Below are 399 nucleotides of genomic sequence, written 5' to 3'. Positions count from 1 at the left end.
CGCCCAGCGTGTCCAGCCCGAGGTGTTCGACGTTCGGGCGGCGTCCCATGGCCGCGGGCACCTGGTCGACCACGACGGTCGCGTCGCCGTTGGTGACTTCGATGCCGCCGGCCAATTCGCGCAACTGCACCTTGCCGCCGACGTTCAGCACGAACTCGGATTTCAGGAGATCCCGCAGCGCATCGTTGATCGACGGATCGGACAGGCCCGCCACCTCGTTGCCGGTGGCGAACGCCGCCACTTCCACGCCGAGCCGCGACAGCGCCTGCGCCATCTCCACGCCGACCGGGCCGAGTCCGATCACCGCCATGCGCGGCCCCGGTTCCGGCTGCTCGAACAGGGTATCCGTGGTGAGGATGCGGTCGCCGAAGGCCAGCCAGTCTTCGGGCACCGTGGGTC

General features: G+C 69.7%; 1 protein-coding gene. It reads right to left on the bottom strand.

Features of this window, described 5'->3' with window-relative positions; all coding sequences use genetic code 11:
* A partial coding sequence (locus GVL52_RS32585; RefSeq protein WP_160012798.1) for an FAD-dependent oxidoreductase occupies positions 1-399 on the bottom strand: 399 nt, incomplete at both ends.

Origin of the sequence: Rhizobium sp. 18055, from assembly GCF_902706285.1 — a bacterium.
Classification (GTDB): Bacteria; Pseudomonadota; Alphaproteobacteria; order Rhizobiales; family Rhizobiaceae; genus Rhizobium.
This window is presented reverse-complemented; position numbering and strand designations above follow the sequence as displayed.